16 protein-coding genes are annotated in these 17,006 nt (G+C 50.0%); 9 read left to right on the top strand and 7 right to left on the bottom strand.

Annotation, left to right across the window (positions count from 1 at the left end):
• A partial coding sequence (locus NP596_RS03075; protein ID WP_256613749.1) for a hypothetical protein occupies positions 1-1,378 on the top strand: 1,378 nt, incomplete at its 5' end.
• Between the two features lie 409 nt (positions 1,379-1,787).
• On the opposite strand, the gene NP596_RS03070 is transcribed toward NP596_RS03075, so the two are convergent.
• Positions 1,788-2,027, bottom strand: a complete 240-nt coding sequence (locus NP596_RS03070) for a hypothetical protein (protein WP_256613748.1) — start codon at positions 2,025-2,027, stop codon at positions 1,788-1,790.
• Positions 2,028-2,324: 297 nt separating this feature from the next.
• Between NP596_RS03070 and NP596_RS03065 the strand changes: the two genes are divergently transcribed.
• On the top strand, positions 2,325-3,800 hold the full coding sequence (locus NP596_RS03065; protein ID WP_256613747.1) for a RimK family ATP-grasp domain-containing protein: 1,476 nt from the start codon (positions 2,325-2,327) through the stop codon (positions 3,798-3,800).
• 6 nt (positions 3,801-3,806) lie between these two features.
• Here the strand turns inward: NP596_RS03065 and NP596_RS03060 are convergent, their stop codons facing one another.
• Positions 3,807-4,721 carry a DMT family transporter gene (locus tag NP596_RS03060; protein WP_256613746.1) on the bottom strand — a complete coding sequence of 305 codons (915 nt, stop codon included), beginning with the start codon at positions 4,719-4,721 and terminating at the stop codon, positions 3,807-3,809.
• Positions 4,722-5,012: 291 nt separating this feature from the next.
• Between NP596_RS03060 and NP596_RS03055 the strand changes: the two genes are divergently transcribed.
• From NP596_RS03055 to NP596_RS03025, 7 genes are all read left to right on the top strand, one after another.
• The gene (locus tag NP596_RS03055; RefSeq protein WP_256613745.1) at positions 5,013-6,050 is read left to right on the top strand and encodes an agmatine deiminase family protein; all 1,038 of its coding nucleotides are present in this window, start codon (positions 5,013-5,015) and stop codon (positions 6,048-6,050) included.
• Positions 6,051-6,115: 65 nt separating this feature from the next.
• Positions 6,116-7,000, top strand: coding sequence for a carbon-nitrogen hydrolase (locus NP596_RS03050; RefSeq protein WP_256613744.1), 885 nt, complete (start codon positions 6,116-6,118; stop codon positions 6,998-7,000).
• A 31-nt stretch (positions 7,001-7,031) separates the two neighbouring features.
• Positions 7,032-8,582, top strand: coding sequence for a cation:proton antiporter domain-containing protein (locus NP596_RS03045; protein WP_256613743.1), 1,551 nt, complete (start codon positions 7,032-7,034; stop codon positions 8,580-8,582).
• Between the two features lie 74 nt (positions 8,583-8,656).
• Positions 8,657-9,388 carry a DUF1538 domain-containing protein gene (locus NP596_RS03040; RefSeq protein ID WP_256613742.1) on the top strand — a complete coding sequence of 244 codons (732 nt, stop codon included), beginning with the start codon at positions 8,657-8,659 and terminating at the stop codon, positions 9,386-9,388.
• A complete protein-coding gene (locus tag NP596_RS03035) occupies positions 9,385-10,164 on the top strand; it encodes a DUF1538 domain-containing protein (RefSeq protein WP_256613741.1) in 780 nt (259 codons plus the stop codon). The genes NP596_RS03040 and NP596_RS03035 overlap by 4 nt, the downstream gene beginning before the upstream one ends.
• An 8-nt stretch (positions 10,165-10,172) precedes the next feature.
• Positions 10,173-10,523 (top strand): P-II family nitrogen regulator, encoded by a 351-nt coding sequence (locus NP596_RS03030; RefSeq protein ID WP_256600263.1) that lies wholly within the window; start codon positions 10,173-10,175, stop codon positions 10,521-10,523.
• A complete protein-coding gene (locus NP596_RS03025) occupies positions 10,520-10,927 on the top strand; it encodes a CBS domain-containing protein (protein WP_256613740.1) in 408 nt (135 codons plus the stop codon). Before NP596_RS03030 ends, NP596_RS03025 begins: the two co-directional genes overlap by 4 nt.
• Positions 10,928-11,082: 155 nt before the next feature.
• On the opposite strand, the gene NP596_RS03020 is transcribed toward NP596_RS03025, so the two are convergent.
• From NP596_RS03020 to NP596_RS03000, 5 genes are all read right to left on the bottom strand, one after another.
• A complete protein-coding gene (locus NP596_RS03020) occupies positions 11,083-12,258 on the bottom strand; it encodes a hypothetical protein (protein ID WP_256613738.1) in 1,176 nt (391 codons plus the stop codon).
• A 102-nt stretch (positions 12,259-12,360) separates the two neighbouring features.
• Complete coding sequence (locus NP596_RS03015) at positions 12,361-13,758, bottom strand: MBOAT family O-acyltransferase (protein ID WP_256613737.1); 1,398 nt, start codon at positions 13,756-13,758, stop codon at positions 12,361-12,363.
• A 12-nt stretch (positions 13,759-13,770) separates the two neighbouring features.
• On the bottom strand, positions 13,771-14,763 hold the full coding sequence (locus tag NP596_RS03010; RefSeq protein ID WP_256613735.1) for an SGNH/GDSL hydrolase family protein: 993 nt from the start codon (positions 14,761-14,763) through the stop codon (positions 13,771-13,773).
• Between the two features lie 231 nt (positions 14,764-14,994).
• Positions 14,995-16,827, bottom strand: a complete 1,833-nt coding sequence (locus NP596_RS21970) for a carbamoyltransferase family protein (RefSeq protein ID WP_256613734.1) — start codon at positions 16,825-16,827, stop codon at positions 14,995-14,997.
• A gap of 17 nt (positions 16,828-16,844) precedes the next feature.
• Positions 16,845-16,997, bottom strand: coding sequence for a DUF5989 family protein (locus NP596_RS03000; protein ID WP_256613733.1), 153 nt, complete (start codon positions 16,995-16,997; stop codon positions 16,845-16,847).
• Between the last annotated feature and the right edge of the window lie 9 nt (positions 16,998-17,006).

The following is a 17,006-nucleotide window of genomic DNA, read 5'->3' as shown; positions in this document are numbered from 1 at the left end:
GCTTATTAAAGAGATTACAGAAGGGCAAGATTTTTATAAATTACGTTCTTTGACGAGAAGTTATATAACAACACTTCTGAATTATGGTTACTCGCCACGATATATAAAAGAGAAGTCCACAGAATTTTTCTTTTATTCATCCAGCAGAATTTCTGGCAATAATGCAATTTTTGATTATATTGAAATATTTTCTGGAGAAGAGACGTCATATGCGGTAATTTATCGAGCTCCGAATTATTTGCATGAGTTCATTGATTCAGGGAAAAATCTTGGAATTGATATGGCGATAACGATTCCGGAATATGCGGATCAGATAAAAAAATTCGATTTTGAATTGCACGGCGATAAAACATATTTGTTTTTCAAAAACATAAAAGCAAAAGACCAATATTCGTCCAAAATGGTGACCGATGGAATTGTAGAGCTTTTGCAAACTTTGGTTGGATTGTTTCACCATAAACAATCGCCTGATCCAATTGTAGAATGTTTAGTAATAAATATTGAATCCAAAAAATGTGTAAAAGTAAAGAAGTCGATCAATCCAATGCACAAGTGCCATGACTCAAAAACAGGCGTTGCATCTAAAAAATTGACAGAATTTATGGCTGAATTTTCAATGAGAAGAGACTCATTTAGGAAATTTAATCGAAGCGCGGAGCTACATGCTTTAGCGCTAAGCAGCGAGTCATTAGAAAATCAAATGATCAATCTTTGGATAGCACTAGAATCGTTGATTCCAAGCAAATCTGATGACAATGAAATCTCCCAAATTGAACATATCGTTTCATCTGTACTTCCATTTTTAAATTTGATCTACATTAGGAAAATAGTCACTCGGTTCTCAAAGGATTTATGGAAATGGGATAGTAAATTAATAAAAACAATTATCAGGAATGTCGAGGCAGATGGTTATTTGAAAAAAATAGTGCACCTCATGTCTTTAGATGAATATCAAGACCTACGAGATAAATTAGAGTTGTCATTCAAGGATTTTTATCTTCTTAAGGATAGATATAGCTATATTAGATTTATTCTTTCTGATCCAAAAAATATTATAAAATCTCTCGATGATCATGAGCGACGAGTTGCTTGGCAGATAAGAAGAATATATAGAGCGAGAAACCTGATAGTTCATGATGGTAACACTCCATCTTATACGGATGTGTTAATCGAAAACACACATGATTACCTGGACAGTATTGTGAATAGCTTAATGTTTTTAGCATCCTCTAAAAACAGATTAAACTCTATTGATCAAGGCTTTAAGATGGTTCAACTAAATTACACATCTTATTATAAATCCATGAACAAAAAAGATTTGAAGTTTAGTAAGGAAAATATTGATAGGCTTTTGTTTAAGTATGCTCTAAACGCTTAGCCCGAATAGTTCCGATTAGCAAAGCATAATCGGACGAATGCTGTGTTTTACGAAATGAACTTCGTCAAATTTTGAAGAATATTAAATTAATTTAAGGTTTGTTATTAAAATGGATTCATTATGCGCGACATGGATGTAGAGTTTTTCGATCCGCGAAATCAATTTGTTATCAAGGCCATTGCTATGAAAAATGTTGGACGTGATGCGTCCGATCACACTTCGCTAATCGGACCGATCCCGAGTTTATAAACTTCGATTTTGGGATGGTTTTCTCCCCTGATGCCGCGCCGAGCACCGGAGGGTTTGGGCGGATTTGCCCGACAGGGGCGATGCATGAATGCATCGCGTTTTTCGCAGGGGCTAGGATGCCCCTTCGGAAAACCCCGTCCAAACCCTTCGGAGCGCAGGATCAAAGCGGCATGGGGTGTCGTTTCTTTTGGGTACTTTTCTTTGGACAAGCAAAGAAAAGTACCTCGGCTTTCGGGCCGAGACCCGACTTAAAAACGCCGTCGCGATAGCGACACATTATGTTGATACGCCGGAAATAAGCGCCGGCTAAGAGTGGTAAGACCTTGTCTTTCAATCCAGCCGCCACGAGTTTACGGGCGCCTTTTTGCGCTTGTTTGCCGTAGAGGATTTCCCAGCTCACCAATCGAGTTACTTGCTACATTCGTCCGCACTTGCCGCCATGCCTACCAATTAAAAAATGCCTTTCATATTGAGTTTCCGCAATTCCTTGGGATGATCGAATCGATAACGGTACAAGTCGGCTTGCCGATTCGAGTTCCGGTTTCTAAAAATCGGTTCCGCCTCTACCCGGCCAGCTCCCGCGCGGTATCTCTCGCTTGCCGGGACGATGCCGCGCCGTCATGAACTTTAGCTCTTGTTTAAAACGCTGTCTGGTTTCAGAATCAGCACTTCTTTTTCGATCTGAACCTGTTCCACCATGGCAAACACATTATTGGTTGTTGACGATCTTTCCGACTGGAATCCGTATTATCCCAGCGAACAGGTGATCAGCTTCGAACATTATCTGGCGTCCGAGCACACCTACCCCGAGCAACGGGTGCGGGTCATCAATCTTTGCAGCAGTTACGCCTATCTGTCCGACGGCTATTACTGCTCCCTGCTGGCCGAAGCCCGCAACCACCACGTCATCCCCTCGGTCAAGGTCATCAACGATCTGGGTAAAAACGCCTTGTACCGCTTGCAACTGGAAGACTTTACCCAACCGCTGGCACGAGCTTTTAAAAAGCAAACCCGGCAGAGCGAATTCAAGCTGTACAGTTATTTCGGCAATACGCCGGAAACCGATTTTCAGGATTTGGCCCGGCGCTTGTTCGAACGCTTCCCCTGCCCGGTGCTGGAAATTACCCTGCACTTTAATCAGCAATGGGAAATTACCGATCTGAACGCCGTATCGCCGCGCAGCCTGGACGACGCCATGCAAACTCTGTTCGCCGAAGCGCTGGATAAATTCAGCAAGAAAGTCTGGCGCAAGGGCCGCACCCGCAAGGCGGCGCGTTACGATCTGGCGGTATTGATCAATCCCCTGGAGAAACTGCCGCCCAGCAACCGCGGCGCGCTGAAAAAATTTATCGACGTCGGCCGGCAAATGGGTATAGACGTGGAATTGATCACCCAAAAACATTATGGCCGCATCCCCGAATTCGACGGTTTATTTATCCGCGAAACCACGGCCATCGACCACCACACCTACCGTTTCGCCAAAAAAGCCGAAGCCGAAGGTTTGATGGTGATAGACGACCCCACCTCGATTTTGCGCTGCGCCAACAAAGTCTATCTCGCCGACCTGTTTCGCACCCATAAAGTCCCGACGCCAAAGACCTGGATCCTGCACAAGGGTAATCTGGAACATCTGGATAAACTGGAAGCGACCGCCGGTTATCCGGTGGTGATCAAAATCCCCGACGGCTCGTTTTCGCGCGGCATCGTCAAGGTCAACAACCGCCAGGAACTGGATATTAAAGTGGCGGAACTGTTCGAGCAATCGGCGTTGTTGCTGGCGCAGGAATTTCTCTATACCGATTTCGACTGGCGTATCGGCATTTTCAACAACAAGGCCTTGTATGCCTGCCGCTACTTCATGGTGAAAAACCACTGGCAAATCTACCGCCACGGCGCCAGCCGTACCGACAGCGGCAGTTTCGCCACCCTGCCGACCTTCGAAGTGCCGAAAGCCGTGCTGGACGCGGCGCTAAAAGCCACCCAGCCGATAGGCAACGGCTTGTACGGCGTCGATGTCAAGGAAATCGCCGGCAAGGGTTATGTGATCGAAGTCAACGACAACCCCAGCATCGACAGTGGTGTAGAAGATAAATACCTGGGCGACGAACTGTACCGGGTGATCATGAGCGAATTTCTGCGGCGAATGGACAACCGCAGCAAAGGCCTGGACTGAAGCGCTTTAGCGCCGCGACAGGCTCAACACGCCAACCATTACCAAACCGGCGCCGGCCATTTGTTGCACAGTCAAGGATTCATCCAATATCGCGGCGGCCATAAATAAGGTCGCCACCGGCCCGATTGAGCCGATCAATGCGGCGCGGCCGGAACCGATCAGCCGAATGCTGGCCGACAGCATGAACACCGGCAACACCGTGGAGACGATAGCCATGACCGCGCTCAATTGATACACCCGCGCCGGCAAATCCAGCAAGCTCCGCGGCGAATGCGTCAATACAAACTGCAACACGGTGGCCGCGCAGGCCACCAGCATGGCGAAGGCGGTAAAGCGCGACACGCCGATGCGCGCCACCGCTTCGCCGGTGCCGATCAGGTAGGCTGAATACGTCAACGTACTGGCGAACACGAAGGCCGCGCCCTTGAATACATGCGGCGACTGAACTTGCAGCTCGTCCAAAAACACCACGCCGATGCCGGCATAACTCAACAGCAGCGCCATCACTTCCTTGCGGCCGAAGCGTTTACCCAACAGCAGCGCCGACAGCAACACCACCATGGTCGGGTACAGAAACAGAATCAGGCGTTCCAGGCCGGCGGATATGTAGGCCAGACCGATAAAATCGAACAAGCTGGACAGATAGTAACCCAACAAACCCAGGATCAAAATCGACAGCCAGTCCCTGCCGCGCAACGGCGACGCGCTGCCGCGACCGATATGCCGCAACGCCACCAGCAAGAAAAACGGGGTGGAAAACAGCATGCGCAGGGCCAGCAGCGTTACCGCATCGACCGAGTCGACATATGCCAGTTTGACCAAAATCGCCTTGCCGGAAAAACCGATGGCGGCCAGCGCGGCCAAAGCGAAGCCGAATAAAAGCTTACGGTCGGATAACGTGGGTGGTGTGATTGTCGCCATTATGGCCTCCAGGATGGTTGCGGGCCGTGGGCGAAAAGCGAAGCAAACGCGGTAGAGCCCGCGGTTGCTTTAAAATCGATTAATTAAACGACAGCACCACGGCAAAAGGGGGTAATCCCTAGCCATGTTTGCTTGTTTGAAATACGTGTATAAATGTGCATGGGCGCAGACTATAGAGTCCGGTGCGGACGCTGTCAATCGGACATATTTTGAACCGGTAAAACATTCCCCAGGCAGCATTGATACAATAGCGCATCCGTTTTCAAACCATATTCAATCAGGGAGTATTTCATGATCCGTTTTCCAGCCGAATGGGAACCGCAAGCCGCCGTGATCATTGCGTGGCCGCATGCCGACGGCGACTTCGCCAACCTGTCCGCCGTCGAGGATTCCTATCATTTCATCGCCACTACCGTCAGCCGCTTCCAGCCGCTGATCGTCATTTGCAAAAACGGCGAACATGAAGTGCATATTCAAAGCCTGTTGAAAAGCACCGGCAATATTCACTTTATTCAAGCCGATTACAACGATATCTGGGTACGGGATACGGTATTTTTGAGCCTGGAATGGCAACACCCGAAAGCCAAGCTGCAATTGGCCAACTTCCGCTTTAACGGCTGGGGTAACAAATATCCGCACGCTGCAGACGACGCCTTGAATCTGGCGCTATTTTCGCATCCGATTTTTAAGGGCCACCCCACCGCCACGGTCGATTTGGTGTTGGAAGGCGGCAGCGTGGAATCCGACGGCCAAGGCACGCTGATGACCACCAAGAATTGCCTGTTCAACCCCAACCGTAACCCGGATTTGTCGCCAGCCGCCATCGCCAGCCAGGTAAAAAACTATTTGGGCGCCGAACGCATACTGTGGGTGGAACAGGATAATTTGGCCGGCGACGACACCGATGCTCATATCGACACGCTGGCCCGTTTTTGCGACGCCGAAACCATCGCCTACAGCAGTTGCGACGATGCCGAAGACGCGCATTACGCCAGCCTTAAAAACATGGAAGCGCAGTTGAAGACCTTTAAAACCGCGGCCGGAGAGCCTTATAAGCTGGTCGCCCTGCCGCTGCCCAAGCCGATCAGCGACGAAAACGGCCAACGCCTGCCGGCCAATTATGCCAATTTCCTGATTATCAACGGCGCGGTGTTGGTGCCGGTTTATGACGACGCCAACGATAAACTGGCGTTGGAACGCTTGGCCGCCAGCTTTCCGGATCGTGAAATCATCGCTGTGCCCTGCCGGCCCTTGGTACATCAATACGGCAGCCTGCATTGCGCCAGCATGCAAATTCCGGCCTTTGTAAGCTTGAATTTCGAACCCTGATCCAATTTGCCGCCAGGGTATGCACTGCGTACCCTAGCCTTTTTCATAATGCACTCGATTACCCTATGAAAAAACCCATCATCGCCTGCGCCGTACAACAACCCTGCAATCGCGGCAGAGACGCCAATCTCGCCTACTCGATCAGCCAGATCGAGGCCGCCGCCAAACAAAATGCCGATCTGGTGGTGCTGCCGGAACTGCACCTGGACCATTATTTTTGCCAAAGCGAAGATACCGATTGCTTCGACATGGCTCAGGCCATCCCCGGCCCGACCTGCGAAACCCTGAGCCAAGCGGCGGCCGACAACCGCGTGGTCATCGTCTCGACGATATTCGAAAAACGCGCGCCCGGCCTGTACCACAACACGGCGGTGGTGTTCGACAAGGACGGCGGCATCGCCGGCAGGTTCCGAAAAATGCACATCCCGGACGACCCGGGGTTTTACGAGAAGTTTTATTTCACCCCCGGCGATCTGGGTTTCAAACCGATTGACACTTCAATAGGCAAATTGGGTGTGTTGATTTGCTGGGATCAATGGTATCCGGAAGCGGCACGGCTGATGGCCTTGGCTGGCGCGGACGTGTTGATTTATCCCACCGCCATAGGCTGGAATCCGGACGACGACGCGGCCGAAAAACTGCGCCAGCTGGAGGCCTGGATTACCGTACAACGCGGCCACGCCGTCGCCAATGGTTTACCCTTGATCGCCTGCAACCGGATCGGTTATGAAGCCGCGCCGGGCCAAGCCAGCGGCATCCAGTTCTGGGGCAACAGCTTCATTGCCGGCCCGCAAGGCGAATATCTCGGCAATGCCGACGACCGGCAAGACACGCTGCTGACGGCCACGCTCGATCCTAAACGTAGCGAAGACGTGCGGCGGATCTGGCCGTTTTTGCGCGACAGGCGCATCGATGCCTACGGCGAGCTGGTGAAGCGTTATATAGACTGATGTCGAGTTTATTGGCCATGGCCGAATCAGCATGATCGAATTAGTGTGGATAGGCAGCGCCTATCTGATGGGACTGATAGCCAGCCGCTTGCTGTTTCCGCCGCTGGTAGGTTATCTCATTGCCGGTTACGCTCTACATGCCTCGGGTTTCACGACCTTCACGGCCATACCGCATATCGCCGATATCGGTATCGAATTGTTGTTGTTCACGGTGGGACTCAAAATCAAACCGCGCTCGTTAATTCGAAGCGAGGTTTTAAGTGTCGGCGGCTGGCATTTACTGATAGTCACAGCCGTTTCCGCGTTGATGTTTTTCTGGCTGGGCAAGCAAATTACCGGCGGCTTGGTGCTGGGCGTCAGTCTGGCATTCTCCAGTACCGTGCTGGCCATCAAGGTGCTGGAAGACAACGGCGAACTGTCTTCGTTTCACGGCCGGGACGTGCTGAGTATCCTGATCCTGCAAGACATGATCGCCATCGCCTTGCTGGCCTTTACCGACGACCATCAACCCACGCCGTGGGCGCTGGAGCTGCTGTTAATCCCGTTTCTGCGTCCGGTCGCCTATCGCCTGCTGGAAGCCAGCCGTAACGCGGAATTGCGCCTGCTGCTGGGCGTGACCATGGCCTTGGCCGGCGGCGTGTTCGCGGAACATCTGGACATTTCCGCCGACATCGGGGCTTTGTTAACCGGCATCATGCTGGGCGGACACAGCAAAACCGAAGACATCGCCCATAAGCTCTGGGGTTTGAAAGAGCTGTTTCTGGTAGCGTTTTTCCTGCAGATAGGCCTGAACAATTTACCCACCCAACAACAGGCCTTGACGGCTTTGGCCTTGTTGGCCTGGTTACCGCTGCAGGGCGGATTGTTTTTTTTCCTGTTCATCGTCGCCGGACTGCGGGCCCGTACCGCGTTTGTGTCGTCGCTGGCGTTGACCACCTACAGCGAGTTTGCCTTGATCACCACCGAGTCGGTGGTGAACTCCAGTCTGCTGGGGCCGGAGTGGCAACCCATCATCAGCTTGGCGGTGGCCGGCTCCCTGGCCATTGCCGCGCCGTTGAACCGCTATTCGCATATCCTGTTTGCCTGGCTGGAGCCGGTGTTGACGCGTTTCGAACGCAAAAAACGCCAACCTCATCTTGATCGCATTCCGGAATCGCTGGGTGCGGCGGAATGGCTGGTAGTAGGCATGGGCCGCACCGGCGTTTCGGCTTACGCCGCCTTGCACGCCCAAGAAAAACGCGTAGTCGGCCTGGATGCCGACCCCACGGTGGTTGAAATTCACTTGGCGCAAAACCGCCGGGTGATTTATGGCGATTCCGAGGATACCGAGCTATGGAGCGGCTTGCCACTGGATAAAGTCAAGGGCGTGATTCTGACCCTGCCGCAATTTTCCTTGCGGTGTTCGGCGGTCACCCAGCTCAGACAGCGCGGTTTTCGAGGTAAAATCGGCACTATCGGCTATTACGACGACGAACAGGAGGAGCTGATGCGGCTAGGGGCCGACTTTGTGATCCATCCCTTGATCGAGGCGGGCAATCAGATGGCCAGACAGATGCTGAAAATCAAAAATCCCGATGCGTAGCACAGCCGCTCGCCGAGCTAAATCCGCTCAATTAGCCCGCCGGTTTTTCGCTGCCGCCCTTTAACGACAAGCCTATGTTTCGTAACAATCGATTGATCAGATTGATTATCGGCAGCTGCCTGGATCTGGCGCCAATCCTAGGCGTGGTAATGGTATTTCAGCTTGCCGTGATTCGCCAGCCCATCCCGAATATCGGCGAATTGATCATGGGTTCTTTGCTGGTGGTATTGGGTCTGACTTTTTTCATGCTGGGCCTGGAACAGAGTCTGTTCCCCGTCGGCGAATCCATGGCCAATGCCTTTGCCCGTAAAGGGAGCGTATTCTGGCTGCTGCTGTTTGCCTTTTGCCTGGGGTTCGGCACTACCATTGCGGAACCCGCCCTGATTGCCGTCACGGCCAAAGCCGCCGATATTGCCGGCGGCGCCCACCTGATAGCCGATAACGAGGCCGCCAAAACCGCTTATGCGCTTGGCCTGCGTCTGACGGTTGCGACTTCGGTCGGCGTTGCCATCGTGATCGGCGTATTGCGCATTCTGATGGGATGGCCGTTGCATTATTTCATTATCGCCGGCTACATTGCGGTCACGGCCATGACACCGTTCGCGCCGGCCGAAATCATCGGGATTGCCTACGATTCGGGGGGCGTCACCACCTCCACCATCACCGTGCCGCTGGTCACGGCGCTGGGTATCGGTCTGGCTAATTCCATCAAGGGCCGCAATCCGATCACGGACGGCTTCGGGCTGATTGCCTTCGCCTCCTTGACACCGATCATTTTCGTCATGGCTTTCGGCATGATGACATGATCGGCTGGCTGCACCAGTTTTTAGAGGCCTTATTGGAAACCGGTCGCGACGTGCTGCCGATTGCGGCCATCATCATCGGCTTCCAGTTGCTAGTGATACGTAAACCGCTGGTGCATCCGGGCAAAACCCTATTGGGATTCATCAATGTATTGATCGGTATTACTTTTTTTCTGGACGGGTTAAAAATGGCGCTATTTCCGCTTGGCGAATTGATGGCCCAACAAATGACCTCGCCGGCGTTTCTGAATATTCCCGGTAGCACAGCGGCTATCGATTGGCGCAATTACAGCTGGGTTTACCTATTCGGTGCCTGCATCGGCTTCGCCACTACCCTGGCGGAACCTTCATTACTGGCGGTGGCGATCAAAGCCGAGGAAATCTCCGGTAAGGCTATCAGTGCCTGGGGCATCCGTTTGGCCGTATCGCTCGGCGTGGCTTTTGGCATTGCTTTAGGCACCTTCCGTATCGTCACCGGCACCGAGCTGTATTATTACATCGTGGTCGGCTACATCGTGGTGGTGGTTCAAACCCTGTTCGCGCCCAAACTAATAATCGGCTTGGCTTACGATTCGGGCGGCGTCACCACCTCGACCGTCACGGTGCCGCTGGTGACGGCACTGGGCTTGGGCCTTGCATCCACCGTTCCGGGCCGTAATCCCTTGCTGGATGGCTTCGGCTTGGTGGCCTTCGCTAGCTTGTTTCCGATTATTACGGTTCTAGGCTATGCTCAACTCGCCGAATGGCGCGGCAGAAAACGCAATTCAAACCACACGTGAGGATTACCATGCGCTTCAAATTGATCATAGCATTTGTCGACGACACCAAAACCGAGTTGGTGCTGGATACCGCCCGTAAAAGCGGCGCCAAGGGCGCCACGGTGATTACCCAGGCTCGCGGCGAAGGCATCAAGCAATCCAAGACATTCTTCGGCCTGACGCTGGATGTGCAGCGCGATGTTTTATTATTTTTGGTGGAAGAGCATTTGAGCCGCTATATATTGGAAAAAATCGCCAAGGCCGGCGAATTCGATACCCAACCGGGTTCGGGTATCGCCTTTAAGATCGATGTGGAAGACGCCATAGGCGTGATGCATCAAGTCGAACAACTTACTCAAGAACTGGAAGATGAAATATGATCGATACCGCCAAAACCATACGCGTCAGAGATATCATGAGAACCGATTTCGCCCGCATTCATGGCTCCGAAACGGTTAAAGACGCGCTGATCAAAATGAAATCCCATAAAACCTCGGTGTTGGTGGTGGAAAAACGCCATGAATTCGACGATTACGGCCTGATAACCAGCGGCGACATTGCCCGCCACGTGTTGGCGAAAGACAGAGCGCCGGACCGGGTCAATGTCTATGAAATCATGACCTGCCCGGTAATCCAGGTAAATCCCGACATGGATATTCGGCATTGTTCCCGCTTGTTTTCAAACTATAACCTAGTCCGCGCTCCCGTCGTCGAAAACGGCACCGTAATCGGCATGGTCAGCCCCAACGCATTGGTGCTGGATGGCATGTATAAGAACCTGTAACAAAATGGCGGGCGGCTCGCCGGCGGCAAATCCGCGTATTCCGATCAAAAACAGCCGCCAATGCCGATATGGTTGCGCCAGTATGGAAACAAGACTAGGTCATAAGGATGGTTCTTGCCTATAAGGTTTTTCGTAGTGATTTCAGGCACGCATTACTACCGTTTCCACCTAATCATTGAAAAAATAGCGGTCGCAATAATTTCATTTGCGCGTTCGGTCGTATGGGCGAAATCCAGAAATACCTCGCCTTGCCTGTTGTCAAGAATATGCCGTAAATCTATTGACACAACCCCTTTAGAATTCAATAAGTTGCTCTGATCAACAAACGCGTCAATGCTAAGCGTATATACAAACTCCATTCCAGGGGGGGTTAATAAGAAATTGTCGATAAGAAATTGTTCGTGTTTAGTGCGAGCACTAAGCGAAAATATGGATGGCTGAAGAAAATGATAAAAATCAGCGCCCGATGTTTTGCTATATTGATGTGCCTGCAGAATGTTTTTAGCAAAATTACTACTTGCCTTAATTGCTCTTGCCTTTATCTCATCGGCGTTACGAACATTTGATGGAGGCGATTTTAACTTAATATATTTTAGTAACTTTGAAAAGTTATATAATTTTATGCCCTCCAAGGCCGGCAGCACTATTGACTCAACAATATCATTTTCTCCCGAGTTAGACGGAGAGTTTCTGTTGAGCCCACGTTCGTAACCTCTGTATACGTTATTGATAATATCGCAGCCGCCATCGAAAAATATTACGATATCCCCTTCTTTTAAGCTTGTCTCTTGCAATAAATAAAGCTGCTGCTCGACATTCATCGACGCCAAACCGTAATTAACGACTTTATATTCAGCTGATATTTCGTTGATTTTGCGCTGCACTTGACTCGGAATAGTATATTCATCCGGGACCTCCTGTGAATATATTGTCGATGCACCATAAATGTACACGGTATTTATCGCACCCTCCGGGACAAATGCAGTGCGCCGATGACCGTCAATCACATTGATGTACTTGCCTTCAAAATTTATTAATCTACGGACCTTATCATCGAGCTTGGATCTTTCTCCTTTAGCGGATTCACGAATAAAGTCGGCGTTAAAATAGGGAGAATTGGCATATGCGGGCGGTTTTTTTTCCCGAAAAACCCACCGAGACTCATACATCGGTAGTTTTTTGATGATGAGAAAGCTACAAACCTCTACCATAACGATTGCAACTACAAGAGTTACAATGACAATTATTAAATTGCTTATTCTGTTGAAGCTCACTATCACTAATCCTCTCTTGCAAAGTGTAATTTTGTTTTTCGCGGAAACTTCGCTCAAATCATTTCGCCATGCACTCGAACCACTCCATCAAATATATTGTTTGGATCGGCCTGTCGATAAACTTTTGCCCTCCTTTTTAACAATGTACTGCGCAATTCGTCAGAAATCGAAATAAATAAAAGTCGCTGTATTTCCCTGGCTTATAGTAATCGCCATAAGCCAACAAAACGCTAGCGTGGTCCATAGAAGTTCCGGTCGCAAATAATGAGCCGCAAATTTAACCCTCCTAATGTCGTCAAACCGATGTAGCGCAAAGAATACTAAGATCAACAACAGCGTGAAAATATGATTGTCGACGAATGAAGTCATCCCACTCCAACTACCGATAAAGGGTGCGGTCCAAATGTCTAGCGCTTTTGCAATAGTCGGGCTACGAAAGAAAACGGCTGCAAAAGCGAAAAAATGAAATGTCAACAAAACCCCTATCCAATCGGGTATTTTACCGGATGGCAATTTGCGTATAACGGGCCGCAACAGATAATTAACCGATATGCCGATGCCGTGCAGCAAGCCCCAGATCAAAAAAGTCCAATTTGCACCATGCCATAAACCGCTTAACAACATAGTAACCAGCACATTGCGGACGGCCTTGAGCCGTCCGTGCCGGTAGCCGCCGAGAGGCAGGAAAAGATAGTCGCGAAACCAGAATGAAAGCGTAATATGCCATCGACTCCATAAGTCGCTGAGCGAACGCGCGGCGTATGGGCGGCGGAAATTATTAGGCAGATGAATTCCTAGCGCGAGCGCAAGTCCAATCGCCATGTCGGTATATCCGCTGAAGTCGCAATATATTTGGACCGAGAAACCGTAAATCGCCAGCAGCCCATCCAACGCTCCCGGCATTCCATTCTGTTTATAAACATCATCGACCGCAAAACCTACCTGATCAGCAAAAACCAGTTTTTTTACCAAACCGAGCGAAAAAATAGCAAGCGGTACGGCAAAGCGGCGTAGTGTCGCAATGCGCTGCCGTTCGAGTTGCGGCAACAGTTCATCGGGGCGCAGGATAGGCCCGGCAATCAGGTGCGGAAAGAACAAGACGTAGGCGAGTACCGTTGATGCGGAGAATGTCGCCGGAAACCTTCCCTTGTAGATATCGATGACATAGGCCATGAGGGTAAAAGTGACGAAAGACAGGCCTAGCGGTAACGGCAGATCGAGCAAATTGTCTTGCCTACCGATGAACGGGCCGATCAACTCCCGAAAGAAAAAATCCGTGTATTTGTAGCAAACGAGCGGTGAAAACAGACTGATGACAGTCGCAACCGCCCGGCGTTTGCGTGCGGCAGGACTGATTGCGCCATTCATCCACATTACGCCAAGATAGGCTATCGCCGTCAATAAGTAAGGCAGCCATATGTATTCGATTCGCCACCATGCGTAAAAGATCGTGCTACCAAGAATAACCAGGTAAATTCTAAATTGCTTGGGAATGACGAAGTGGAGCAGGAAGTAAACGGAAAAAAATACAAAAAATATCGGCGAACTAAATAGCATTCCCTTTCCTGTTTACTTGTTGATCGAGGCGTCGCCTGATTGGGAAAGCATTGGCAGGATTGCCTCGGCCATCAGCTGGTGGCCTAGTGCATTGGGGTGCGGATCGGTCGGCATCGCCCAGATGTCTTTCGGAGGCACACCTTTCATTGTGGACAGTTGGTCGCAATAAGTGTATCCATACTCGGCCGATACTTGCTTCATGATGTCATGGACAAACCCGAATTTGTAGTCAACTAAGTTGTATGAGATGGGCGTCATGGCCAGATATATACGAATATTGTTCGCTTTGGCATACTCCGAAAGTTGCTTGAGCTTTTCTTTCATTTTGAGCATGCCGGGCGCCTCTGGCTGATAGACATCGCGATAGTACTGTACCATCGATTGCTCTCCCGTCTTATCGAATAGCCGGTGATAAACTCCCCATAAAATCACCGCCAGTTGACTGTGCCGCAACAGAAAATTACCGCCGCCAGCCGGCAGATCTTCGGCGTCGCGCAGGCAGTAATGCACGACTATATCGGTTGGACGCAGGTCGGTAAGTTCATCAAAGAAACGGGATACGTAGCGCTCCGTGTTGTAATTGCCGACTCCGGCGTTTAACACCTGCACGGGTTGCTTGTCGATAGCGCTTAACGCCGTCTCGAGTTTCGCCTCGACAGTGTCTTGCTCGGGAACCCCCCAGCCAAATGTGATGGAGGCGCCGAGAAAGAGGATTCGGCGTCCGCCGGGCGGCAATTGGGAAAGCGGGCCACCGCGCAAACCATGCTCGTTAAGGCGAATTTCGACATTTTGCAATATCGCCGATTTCGACTTAACGTGATCGAAATCAAGCATAGGCTCGGAACGACGGATTTTTAGCTCTTTGCCGTAGCGCCACATCTCGATATCGTAGTTGATCATGGAGCGGTTCTTTATGCGCAGGAGCCCTTCAGCGAGGCCAAGCGCGATTGCCAGAGAAAGACAGACTAAAATGATCGAGTGAAATTTTTTATTGGTTTGCTGCATAACAACCTTCGTGAGAATTGCAATTTTAAATCCGGGCATCCTAACTTCAAAAACCTTCGCTGTGCTTGGCGCCCAGCATGCAGCTGTTTACAGGGATGCACAGCTACCATGTGCGGCCGAAGCTTGTATTTGATGCATTCATTATCGAGAGGATTTATTAATACAAAAAACTTGTTGCTATTCCAGCAATTTGCCAGTCTCTTTTAAATTGACCGCTGTGTAGCGGCGCAATCAATCCGGCTCAAAGGTAGCGCTGTAATTTATTTTCAGACGGGTATCCTGTTTTTCTTTGTAAAGGATATAGTTCTCAATAACCAGCAATTCGATCTCCGATCCCATAAAACAACGAAAAGCATCCTCGGGGCTGCAAACAATAGGTTCGCCGCGAACGTTGAAGCTGGTGTTAACGAGAACAGGGCAGCCGGTGCGGGCTTTGAACGCGGATAGGAGTTCATGAAACCTCGGATTGGTCTCGCGATCTACGGATTGTATTCTTGCGGAGTAATCAACGTGGGTCACTGCGGGTATTTCGGAGCGCGGCACATTAAGCTTATCGATTCCAAATAGCGCCAACTCCCGTTCCGTCATTTTTCTGCGCTTATTTTCGACTACATTTGCAACGAAAAGCATATATGGGCTGTCGCAATCGAGCTCAAACCAGTCCGCCATATCCTCTCGCAACACTGCCGGTGCAAAAGGACGGAAACTCTCGCGATACTTGACTTTGAGATTTAAAGTTTTCTGCATCGCCGGATTTCGGGGATCTCCAAGTATAGAACGCGCTCCGAGAGCACGAGGGCCAAACTCCATACGCCCCTGAAACCATCCCACGGCTTTTCCCACTGCCAAAGCGTCTACGGTGGCCGCAATCAAATCGGAGTCATTTAACTTTTCGAAGCTTGCGCCAGCGCTGAAGAGTTGCTGTTCAATCTCGCCATTGCTGTAACTCGGCCCAAGATAGCCGCCGGACATCGCATCTTTTCCATTTGTCCGGCGCGGTTTGTCGAGATGTGTGTAATAAGCTGCCAAAGCCGCGCCAACAGCTCCTCCGGCGTCGCCCGCAGCCGGTTGAATCCAAATTTTCTCAAATTTGCCATCGCGCAAAATTCTGCCGTTAGCCACGCAATTAAGTGCCACGCCGCCGGCAAGGCAAAGATTTTTGCTGCCGGTTTCACTGGAAAGAGCGCGCGTCAGCCGAAGCACGATTTCTTCCGTAACCCATTGAATAGATGCGGCAATGTCCATGTGCTTTTGCGTCAACGTCTGATCCGGTTTTCGGGGCGGATCGCCAAAAATCTTATAGAATTTCTTGTTGACCATCTTGAGGCCGGTGCAATAATCAAAATATTGCATATCCAGCCGAAAACTACCGTCAGCCTTTAGATCAATGAGTTTGTCCAGAATAACGTCGGCATATTTTGCTTCTCCGTAAGGCGCCAACCCCATTACCTTGTATTCGCCCGAATTGACTTTAAAACCAAGATAATAGGTAAACGCCGAATATAAAAGACCAATCGAATGTGGGAAATGTATCTCTTTCGTCGTCTCCAAACGATTCCCGCATCCGATTGCTACTGAAGTCGTTGTCCATTCACCAACGCCATCCATTGTTAGTACAACCGCTTCCTCGAATGGTGAAGCAAAAAATGCGGAGGCAGCGTGACTTTGATGATGTTCAGCGAATAGCAAACGGTGTTCTATATCCGGGCCTGCACCCAGCTTTTTCAACTCATCCCGCAGTAAAGCTTTTTGAAAAAGTTTTTCTTTCAGCCAAATCGGCATTGCCATTAAAAACGATTTAAACCCACGAGGTGCAAATGCAATATATGTCTCAAGAAGTCGTTCAAATTTTAAAAAAGGCTTATCGTAAAATACAACATAGTCAATTTGATCAAGTTTCTTACCACCTGCGATGAGGCAATAATCAATTGCGTTTCGAGGAAATCCCGCATCATGTTTTTTGCGCGTAAATCGATCTTCTTGGGCGGCGGCGATTATCTGACCATCAATAATCAGACAAGCCGCGCTATCGTGATAAAATGCGGAGATACCTAATATGTGCACGAGTTTTTCGGTAAATTTTAAAATATTGCGTATATAAATGGCGCTACTGCGGACCCCTGGCTTAAAACGACCAGGCCACCTACCAAAGCCAAAACAAATATGATCGGTAAAAGCCAATATTTCTTTCGAATGGACAGGAAAACAAAAAGTTCTCGCACAATATCTAACATAATTGACTC

Source organism: Methylomonas rivi (assembly GCF_024505165.1).
GTDB classification, from domain to species: Bacteria; Pseudomonadota; Gammaproteobacteria; order Methylococcales; family Methylomonadaceae; genus Methylomonas; species Methylomonas rivi.
The sequence above is the reverse complement of the archived record's forward strand: the minus strand, read 5'-3'. Positions and strand labels throughout refer to the sequence as shown.